Raw genomic sequence first — 9007 nt, forward strand, 5'->3', positions numbered from 1 at the left:
ACCGTCATGAAGATCTACGACATCACCCTGCCCATCCACCCCGAGATGCTGCACTGGGGCCGCAAGCCCGAGGTCGAGGTCGTCGAGTCACTCGCGGCCGGTGACGCCTCGAACGTGACCCGCTGGCGGATCGGGGCCCACACCGGCACGCACGTCGACGCGCCGGCGCATTTCGTCGACGGGGCGACACCGATCGACCAGGTCTCGCTCGACTCGCTGGTCGGGCAGGCCGTGGTGGTCGACATGACCGGTCTGACCGCCGACGTCACCGCCGCGGACCTGGAGGCCGCCGGCGTGGCGGGCGAGAGGCGGATCCTGCTCAAGACGTCCAACTCGGCCGGCATCCTCAAGGAGACCGAACGGGCGCCCAGCTGGATCGGGCTGGCACCGGACGCCGCGACGTGGCTCGTCGCGCACGGCGTCGAGCTGATCGCGATCGACTACCTGACCATCGAGGGCCACTCGCGGACCGACAGCTGGGACGTCCACCACGAGCTGCTCGGCAACGGCGTGCTGATCCTCGAGAACGCCGATCTCGACGCGGTCGAGCCCGGCCGCTACGAGCTGGTCTGCCTCCCGGCGAAGCTCGCGGGCGCGGACGGCTCGTTCACCCGCGCCATCCTGATCGAGCGGGACCGGGTGTGACGACCCGGGTCGCGATCGCGGCACCGCACGTCGCCGGGGTCGACGCGGCGCGGGCGGTCACCGGCCGCGGCGGTGGCGCGCTCGACGCGGTGATCGCGGCCGCGGCGGCGCTGACGGTCGCCTATCCGCACCAGTGCTCTGTCGGAGGGGATCTCGTCGCGGTGGTGCGGCCGGCGGGCGGAGCCCCACGCGCGGTGCTCTCCGTCGGTGCGGCGCCGGCCGGGCTCGACGTCGGCGGGCTGCGGGCCGCCGGCCCACGGATGCCACCCGGTGGCCCGCTGTCGGTGACCGTGCCGGGCTGCGTCGCGGGCTGGGCCGCGGTACACCGGCTCGGCGCTCGCCTCGACCTCGCCGAGCTGGTCGCACCGGCGGTCGAGCTCGCCCGTCGCGGCGTGGGCGTGAGCGCGGGACTCGCCAGGGCGATCTCCCGCCGCAGCGCCGTCGTCGAGGCCGATCCCGGCCTGTCAGCGCTGTTGCTCGACGACGCCGGCCGGCCACGGGGGCTCGGCACGCCGATCACGCAGCCGGCACTCGCCGCCACCCTGACCGCCGTCGGCGCCGGGTGGCGCACGTTCTACACCGGCGCGGTGGGTGCCCGCCTGGTCGCGGGCCTGCGCGAGCTCGGCTGCCCGCTCACCACCGACGACATGGCCTCCCACGCCGCCGAGGACGGCCCGGCCCTGTGCCGCGACGCGCTCGGCGCGACCTGGTCGGTGGCACCGCCGCCGAGCCAGGGGGCGTCGTTGCTCGCGATGCTCCGGTCGGACGGGGACCGGCTCACCACCGCCCGCCGGGCGGAGCTGGCGCGCGACACCCTGCTCGGTGACCCACGCGGCGGACCGATCGACGTCGCCGGCCTGCTGCTGGAACGGGAACCGGCCGGGACGCCGGTCGCCCCCGGCCCCCGACCGCCGGGGACACCGTCGCCATCACGGCCGTGGACGACACGGGTACCGCGGTCTCGTTGATCCAGAGCGTCTACCAGAGCTTCGGCGCCGGCATCCTGGAACCGGAGACCGGTGTCGTCCTGCACAACCGCGGATCGGCGTTCGCCCTCGACCCGGCGCACCCCGGAGCGGTCCGGCCCGGACACCGCCCCCCGCACACCCTGTGCCCGGTGCTCGCCGAGCGCGGCGACGACGTCGTCGCGCTCGGCTGTCAGGGCGGCCGAGCGCAGGCGTGGATCCTGGCCCAGACCGCCGAGGACGTGCTCGGCACCTCCGATCCGGCCGGGGTCCTGGCACGCCCGCGCTGGGTGATCGGATCACGGGACCTCGGCCGGGAGCGGCCGTCACTCGTCCTGGAGCCGGGCGTCTCCGACGCCGAAGGGCTGTCCGCCGCGGCCCGTGCGCTGTCACTCGACGTGGACACCGTGCCCGAGCTGCACGACGACGCGGGACACGTGCAGGTCGCACGCCTGCGGGCCGGGGTGCTCGATGCCGCGAGCGACGTGCGCGCCGACGGCGCCGCCGACGTTCTCGGTGGTGGCTGAGGGCTCGGATCACGGTCGCGGGAGGGGCCGCTGGGACCGCCCGGTACGGCGTCGGCGACGATCGGTTCCCACAGGATCCGACGACGACCCGGAAGGCGGCACCCGACGGTGCGACTCGACCCCACGACGGCGGCCGGCAGCGACTCCCCCATCGGCGCGGCCCTCGCGCTCGCCGGTGAGCGGGACCCGGCCCGGAACGCGACGCACCCGCTGCTGGACCTGTCGCAGGCCGCGCCGCCGTACCCGCCGGCACCAGAGGTCGTCGAACGGGTGGTGGAGGTGGCCCGCGACCCTGCCCTGTCCGGCTACGCGCCGGTGCCCGGCATCGCCCCGCTGCGCCGCGCGGTCGCCGAGGAGCTGGCGCGCGACTACGCCGGGGACGTGACGCCGGACGACGTCGTCGTGACGGCGGGCTGCAACCAGGCGTTCGCCGTGGTCGCCGACGCCCTCGCCGGGCCGGGCGACGAGGTGATCTCGCCCCTGCCCTACTACTTCAACCACGACATGTGGCTCAGAATGCGCGGCGTCACCCCGGTGTACCTGGAGCCCGACGCCGACCTGGTCCCCAGGGCCGCCGACGCCGAGGCACTCATCACGCCCCGTACCCGGGCGATCGTGCTGGTCAGCCCCGGCAACCCGAGCGGGGTGACGGTGCCGCCGGAGGAGATCGTCGCGTTCGCCGAGCTGGCGCGCCGCCACGATCTCGCGCTGGTCGTCGACGAGACCTACCGCTCGTTCCGGCCCGACGCGCACGCCCCCGCGCACCCGCTGTTCGCCGACCCGTCGTGGCGCTCGACCGTGGTCAGCCTGCACTCCTACTCCAAGGACCTGGCCATCCCGGCCTACCGGGTCGGGTCGGTGATCGCGGGTCCCGAGCTGCGGCGCCAGGTGCTCAAGCTGCTCGACTGCGTCGCCATCTGCGCACCGCGGGCCGGACAGGAGGCCGCGGTGGCCGGGCTCACCCGGGCCGGGGCGTGGCGGGCCGACCGGGTCGCGGAGATCGCCCGGCGACGGGAGTGGGTCGGGTCCGCGCTCGCCGACCGACCGGGCGGGTTCGAGATCGCCGCGCTCGGCGGATTCTTCGCCTGGGTCCGCCACCCGTTCCCGGATCGCCCGACCCTCGACGTCGTCCGGACCCTGCTGCTCGACCACGACACCCTGACCATCCCGGGCACCGCGTTCCTGCCCGACGACCGGCAGATGCTGCGGCTGTCGGTGGGGCGGGTGGACGAGGCCGCCGCGGCGCTGCTGGCCGAGCGGCTCACCGAGGCCGGGCGGCGGGCGGGGGTGGCCGCCGGCTGACCCGGCCGGGGCGCTCGACGATCGGGGTGAGTGGCACGGAAGAGACCCGGGCGTCGCGGTGTTCGGCCGACCATGGACACCGGACTGCGTACCGGCACCGCGGCCGGCCGCTGGGTCATCACGGCCTGCGTGCTCGGCTCGGGCATGGCGATGCTCGACAACACCGTCGTCACGATCGCGCTGCCCCGCATCGCCGAGGACCTCGGCACCGGTTTCGCGGGGCTGCAGTGGACGGTCAACGGCTACACCCTGACCCTGGCCGGGCTGATCCTGCTCGGCGGCTCACTGGGTGACCGGTTCGGCAGGCGGCGGATCTTCGTGACCGGTGCGGTGTGGTTCGCGGTGGCCTCGCTGCTGTGCGGGCTGGCGCCGAGCGTCGAGGTGCTCGCCGCGGCCCGGGCGTTGCAGGGGGTCGGCGGTGCGCTGCTGACCCGGGCAGCCTGGCGCTGATCTCGGCGTCGTTCCACGGTGCGGACCGGGCGGCGGCGATCGGGGCCTGGTCCGGGCTCGGCGGGGTCGCGGGGGCGCTGGGCCCGTTCGTCGGCGGGACGCTCGTGGAGTGGTCCTGGCGGGCGGTGTTCCTGATCAACCTGCCGCTCGCGGCGGTCGTCGTCGCGGTGGCGGTGCGGCACGTGCCCGAGTCGCGTGACCCGATGCCGCGCACCGGCTCGACGTTCCGGGCAGCGTGCTCGCCGTCGCCGGGCTGGCATTGCTGACCTGGGCCGGGACGGCGGCCGGCTCCGGTTCGTCGCCCGGGCTGCAGGGTGGGGAGCGGGCGCCGCCGGGGTGGCGGCGCTGGTGGCGTTCGCGCTGGTCGAGCGGCGCAGCCGGTCCCCGCTGGTGCCGCCGGAGCTGTTCACCGGCACCGGCGACGCCGGGGACGGGCGCCGGTTCACCGGCGCGAACGTGGTGACGGTGGCCGTCTACGCGGCGCTGGGGCTGCTGTTCGTGCTGCTCGCCGTGCAGCTGCAGATCGTGGCCGGGTTCTCCCCGTTGCTGGCCGGGACCGCGACGCTGCCGGTCACCGTGCTCATGCTGCTGCTGTCGGCCCGCGCCGGGCGGCTCGCGACGCGCACCGGCCCGGCACCGCTGGTCACCGGCGGGCTGCTGCTGGCCGCGGCCGGGATGCTGCTGGCGTCACGGATCGGGCCGGGAGCGGGCTGGTTCACCGACGTGCTCCCGGCGACGGCGCTGGTCGGGCTGGGGCTGTCCGCGGCCGTCGCGCCGCTGACCACCGCGGTGCTCGACGCGGCGGCGGACCGGCACGCCGGCGTCGCGTCGGGGGTCAACAACGCGATCGCGCGGGCGGCCGGCCTGCTCGCGGTGGCGGCCGTGCCCGCCATCGCGGGGATCCGCGGGGACGCCCCGGCCGACCCGGCGTCGTTCGGGCCGGGGTTCACCGTCGCCATGACGATCGGGGCAGGGCTCCTCGCGGTCGGCGCGGCACTCGCCGCCGCCCTGTTGCGGGGTCGCCCCGCGTCTCCGGTCGCAGCCCCGCCCGCCTAGCGGCGACGCGAGGTTCCCGCGGCGACCACCCGGTCACGCCGACCGCGGTGCTCAGCCCCGGACGTCGACCGCGATCAGCTCCGCGGTCCGGCAGGCCAGCGCGACCAGCGCGAGCGTCGGCCCGACCGCCCCGGCCGACGGGAACACCGCGCTGGAGGCGATGTGCACGTTCGGCGTGCCGTGCACCCGGCACGCCGGGTCCACGACACCGGTGCGCGGCGAGTCCGACATGCGCAGCAGGCCCATCTGATGGGTGCCGTCGGTCATGTCCATGTCGTGCACGCGCTCCACGTCGGACAGGTCGACGTGGGCGATCCCGGTCCGCTCCAGCTCCTTGCCGATCAGCGACAGCGAGGTCGCGATCGCCTCCCGGTCGCCGGCGGAGACCCGGTAGTCGACCCGCAGCCGGTGCTGGCCCAACGCGTCGCGCTCGCGGTCGAGCGTGACCCGGTTCGCCGGGTCGGGGGTCTGCTCGGCGTCGAACCGCAGCCGGCAGTGCGCGGAGTCCAGCGGCATGAACGACGGCAGCCGCCGTTCCCCGGTGATCCGCGGCCGCACCCAGCCGCGGGCGAACCGCGCCACCCGCAGCGGGTCGGCGGCGACGTTGCGCATGTGGTGGCCGATGTCGGTGGTGTGGCTGTACTGGGCGTGCGTCCCGGCGGCCTTGAACCCGGCACGGAGCTTGCCCAGGCCCCAGTAGGTCAGGGCGAACGTCGACAGCAGCGCGTCGCCGTGCTCGGCGTCCTTCGGGTCGGCGAACCACAGTGCCGCCTTCAGGTTGCCCAACCGGTGGTCGGCCTGGGCCTGCGGGGACAGCGAGAGCATCCGGCGGGCGTAGACGCCGTCGTCGGTGGGCAGGTAGCCCAGGCCCAGCGCGCGCCCGGCCGTGGTCAGCTGCAGCCGTCCGACCTCGCCCACCGGGTGGGTCATGTAGTGCCGCCCGACCTGGCCGTACTCGTCGCCGATCCCGGCTCCGGTCCCGGTGCCGCCGTAGCCGTCGGAGGCGAGCAGGATCCGGACCGACTCCAGACCACCCGCCGCGACGACGAAGTGCTGCGCCCGGATCCGGATGTCGCACCCCGGCCGCGGGACGACGACGGCCTCGGTCGCGGTGCCCGACACCGGGTCGCGCTCCAGGCGGGCCACGGTCGCGTGCAGGAACAGCCGGATCCGGCCGGCCTTCGCCATGTTCTCCACCGTCGGCGCGAACGACGTCGGCGGGCTCCAGCGCCACAGGTCGTCCCAGCGCAGGGTGTCGCTGCGGAGCCCGGGCGGGGGCGCCGGGAAGCCCGATTCCGCGGCCGAGTACTCGCAGGCGCCGGCGTCGAGGTGCCGCTGGGCAACCGGGTACCAGGCGCGCAGCTCGTCGTGCGGGATCGGCCACGCGGCGCCCGGCATCCACTCGCGGTCGGCGAAGTCGATGTCGTCGAGCGGGGCGCAGCGGCCGCCCCAGACCAGCGAGGTGCCGCCGAGGCGCTTCTGCCGGACGGCGTCGACAGGGTCGTGCTTGCCCCGCCCGCTGATCCCCCGGTAGGTGTCGCGGGCCGTGCGGCTCAGGCCCGGGCCGCCACCCTCCAGGACGACGACGCGCAGGCCGCGGTCGGCCAGCTCGGTCGCGGCCGCGGCCCCGGCCGGACCGCTGCCGATCACGCAGACCTCGGCCTCGAAGATGGAGCCGGGGAGCGCGCGCCGGGTGTCGATGAGCATGGAGGGCGGTTCCTTCCGAACGTGGTGCGGTACTGCCGTTGATGGTGCCCCGGCTCCGCTGTGAGGACGCTGTGGCTGCCCCTACCCTCCCGTCCCCCGGTCGTGCCGACCCCGCCGGTACCGTGTTGCCCGGTTCACACGGTTCGTATCCGGAGGAGCACGGTATGGGACTCGCCGCCATGGCGACGACCGCACGGGGGATGGCCGCGACGGTCCGGGTCCTCGGGCGCGGGGAGCTGGGCCGCTTCACCGGCGGCGACCGCTCGGAGGTCGCACGGTTCGAGTCCGAGCTCGCCGGGTTCCTCGGGACCCCGCACGCACTGGCCGTCAACAGCGGCACCAGCGCCCTGGTCGCGGCGCTGGTCGGCGCCGGGATCGGCCCCGGCGACGAGGTGCTCGTCCCCGCCTACACCTGGGTGTCGACGGCCGCCGCGGCGCTCGCCGTCGGGGCCGTGCCGGTCCTGGTCGAGGTCGACGCCTCGCTCACGATGGACCCGGCCGACCTCAAGGACCGGATCACCCCGCGCAGCCGGGCGGTGCTGCCGGTGCACATGCTCAACCACGTCGCCGACATGGACGCGATCATGGACGTCGCGGCCGCCCACGACCTCGTCGTGATCGAGGACGCCTGCCAGGCCATCGGCGTCACGTACCGGGGGCGCCCGGCCGGGTCGATCGGCCACGCCGGGGCCTTCAGCTTCAACCAGCACAAGAACATCCGCTCCGGCGAGGGCGGCGCCCTGGTCACCCGGGACCCGAAGTTGTTCGAGCGGGCGTCGATGTACCACGACGTCGCAGCTACGAGCGCGCCGGATTCGCCGGGGCCGACGCGGACCTGATCGTCGGGGTCAACCTGCGGATGCCCGAGCTGTCCGCGGCGGTGCTGCGGCCGCAGCTGGCCGGGCTGCGTGCGCAGATCGCCCGGCGCAGGCGGCACCGCGACATCATGCTCTCGGCGCTGTCGGACCGGATCGGGCGTGACCTGCAGCCGGTGCCGCACCACGACCCGGCGAACGCCGCCGGGCTGGCGCTGGCCTTCGCGACCCCCGAGGCGGCCACGGAGTTCGGCGCCCGCCGCGGCGTGCACCGGCTGATCGACACCGGGCGGCACGTCTACACGAACTGGCGCTCGCTGCAGGCCCGCAACCCGCTGCACCCCGGGTTCGACCCGTACGCGGCGAACGGCACCGAGATCGACCACGGCCCCGGCGCCTGCCCGCGCACGCTGGAGATCCTGGCCCGGACCTGCGTGGTCGACCTCGCTCCCGAGCTGCCGACGCCGGCGTTCCGACTGCTCGCCTCCCGCACCGCGGGCTGAGCCGCCCGCCGCCCTGCCGGCGGGATCCTCCTCCGCGGCGGGCGGCCTCCGGCGACGCCGCGGAACCACTGATCCACATGTCGGACACCCCGCGACGGCCGCGTCCGGACAGCATCGGCCCGGTCACGCACCGTGTTCCCATTGAGCGGACGGTGACCGGGTCGGGCTTCGTCCCCGAACGGGCGACGGCTACCGTGACCAGCGTGCCCGAACGCCACGACGACGCCACCGTGACGGCGTGGGCGTTGGCCGCGGGGGCCGGTGACACCGCCGCGCTCGCGGAGTTCGTGGCGGGCGACCCAGGTCGACGTCCACCGCTTCCTCGTCCACCTCGCCGGCCGCGACGACGCCGAGGACCTCGCGCAGGAGACGTTCCTGCGGGCGCTGCGGTCGCTGCCCTCGTTCGCGGGCCGCTCCACCGCCCGCACCTGGCTGCTGTCGGTCGCCCGCCGGGTCGCCGTCGACGCGGTGCGCACCTCGGTCCGGCGGCCCCGCGTACGCGACCTCGGCGAGGACACCCAGGACGTGCTGGAGCGCGCCGTGCCCCGCACGGGCGCGCAGGAGGCCGTCCTGCTGCGGACGCTGATCGACGCGCTGCCCGACGAGCGTCGCGAGGCGTTCGTCCCTGACCCAGGTCCTGGACCTGGGCTACGCCGAGGCCCCGCGCAGGTCTGCGGCTGCCCGGTCGGCACGATCCGGTCCCGGGTCGCCCGGGCCCGCGAGGACCTGCTGCGCGCCCTCGGCGAGGACGGCACCGGGACCGCCGGGGCGCCCGCCCCCGGTGTCCGGCGCGCCGCCCGCACCTGAGCCCGCGCCGCGTCCCGGCCCGCTCCGCCCGGCCCGCTCCGCCGGGCCAGCTCCACCCGGGCCCGCTCTGCCCGGACCGCCGCCGCGTGCCGTCCCCCACGACGGGGTGACCGGCGTCGCACCCACCGGAGGGGTACCGGCGGGAACCGGACCGGGCCGCGCCGACGACCACTCCCGTCGTGCGCCCCCGCACCTCCCCCGCCCCCCGGGAGGACCTGTGATCTCGTCGT

The 9007-nt window shown here is 75.9% G+C and carries 10 protein-coding genes and 1 pseudogene; 10 read left to right on the forward strand and 1 reads right to left on the reverse strand.

Annotated elements, in window-relative coordinates; translation table 11 throughout:
* The first annotated feature begins 6 nt into the window (after nucleotides 1-6).
* From KPL57_RS13455 to KPL57_RS69680, 7 genes and pseudogenes are all read left to right on the forward strand, one after another.
* A complete protein-coding gene (locus tag KPL57_RS13455) occupies nucleotides 7-645 on the forward strand; it encodes a cyclase family protein (RefSeq protein WP_075307848.1) in 639 nt (212 codons plus the stop codon).
* Entirely contained in the window at nucleotides 642-1613 is a 972-nt protein-coding gene (locus KPL57_RS13460; RefSeq protein WP_226351859.1) for a gamma-glutamyltransferase, read from the forward strand. The genes KPL57_RS13455 and KPL57_RS13460 overlap by 4 nt, the downstream gene beginning before the upstream one ends.
* The gene (locus KPL57_RS13465; RefSeq protein WP_308252866.1) at nucleotides 1583-2137 is read left to right on the forward strand and encodes a gamma-glutamyltransferase; all 555 of its coding nucleotides are present in this window, start codon (nucleotides 1583-1585) and stop codon (nucleotides 2135-2137) included. The genes KPL57_RS13460 and KPL57_RS13465 overlap by 31 nt, the downstream gene beginning before the upstream one ends.
* A gap of 108 nt (nucleotides 2138-2245) precedes the next feature.
* The gene (locus KPL57_RS13470; RefSeq protein WP_226351860.1) at nucleotides 2246-3439 is read left to right on the forward strand and encodes an aminotransferase; all 1194 of its coding nucleotides are present in this window, start codon (nucleotides 2246-2248) and stop codon (nucleotides 3437-3439) included.
* A gap of 150 nt (nucleotides 3440-3589) precedes the next feature.
* Nucleotides 3590-3945: pseudogene (locus KPL57_RS69670) on the forward strand (MFS transporter); the annotation flags it as partial.
* Nucleotides 3946-3993: 48 nt separating this feature from the next.
* Nucleotides 3994-4155, forward strand: coding sequence for a hypothetical protein (locus tag KPL57_RS69675; protein ID WP_308252868.1), 162 nt, complete (start codon nucleotides 3994-3996; stop codon nucleotides 4153-4155).
* A complete protein-coding gene (locus KPL57_RS69680; RefSeq protein WP_308252867.1) occupies nucleotides 4085-4945 on the forward strand; it encodes an MFS transporter in 861 nt (286 codons plus the stop codon). The genes KPL57_RS69675 and KPL57_RS69680 overlap by 71 nt, the downstream gene beginning before the upstream one ends.
* 51 nt (nucleotides 4946-4996) lie before the next feature.
* Here KPL57_RS69680 and KPL57_RS13480 read toward each other — a convergent pair whose 3' ends face one another.
* A complete protein-coding gene (locus tag KPL57_RS13480) occupies nucleotides 4997-6652 on the reverse strand; it encodes an FAD-dependent oxidoreductase (RefSeq protein ID WP_226351861.1) in 1656 nt (551 codons plus the stop codon).
* 164 nt (nucleotides 6653-6816) lie between these two features.
* Here KPL57_RS13480 and KPL57_RS66415 point away from each other — a divergent pair, with 164 nt between their 5' ends.
* From KPL57_RS66415 to KPL57_RS13490, 3 genes are all read left to right on the forward strand, one after another.
* Nucleotides 6817-7491, forward strand: a complete 675-nt coding sequence (locus KPL57_RS66415; RefSeq protein WP_264198060.1) for a DegT/DnrJ/EryC1/StrS aminotransferase family protein — start codon at nucleotides 6817-6819, stop codon at nucleotides 7489-7491.
* 20 nt (nucleotides 7492-7511) lie between these two features.
* Complete coding sequence (locus KPL57_RS66420) at nucleotides 7512-7970, forward strand: hypothetical protein (RefSeq protein WP_264198061.1); 459 nt, start codon at nucleotides 7512-7514, stop codon at nucleotides 7968-7970.
* 261 nt (nucleotides 7971-8231) lie between these two features.
* The gene (locus tag KPL57_RS13490; protein WP_226351862.1) at nucleotides 8232-8777 is read left to right on the forward strand and encodes a sigma-70 family RNA polymerase sigma factor; all 546 of its coding nucleotides are present in this window, start codon (nucleotides 8232-8234) and stop codon (nucleotides 8775-8777) included.
* Nucleotides 8778-9007 lie beyond the last annotated feature (230 nt).

This window comes from Pseudonocardia sp. ICBG601, assembly GCF_020496245.1.

Coding starts and splice junctions, on each gene's coding strand:
- KPL57_RS66420 (WP_264198061.1), top strand. CDS start 7,512: ATGCCCGAGCTGTCCGCGGCGGTGCTGCGGCCGCAGCTGGCCGGGCTG.
- KPL57_RS13455 (WP_075307848.1), top strand. CDS start 7: ATGAAGATCTACGACATCACCCTGCCCATCCACCCCGAGATGCTGCAC.
- KPL57_RS13480 (WP_226351861.1), bottom strand. CDS start 6,652: ATGCTCATCGACACCCGGCGCGCGCTCCCCGGCTCCATCTTCGAGGCC.
- KPL57_RS66415 (WP_264198060.1), top strand. CDS start 6,817: ATGGGACTCGCCGCCATGGCGACGACCGCACGGGGGATGGCCGCGACG.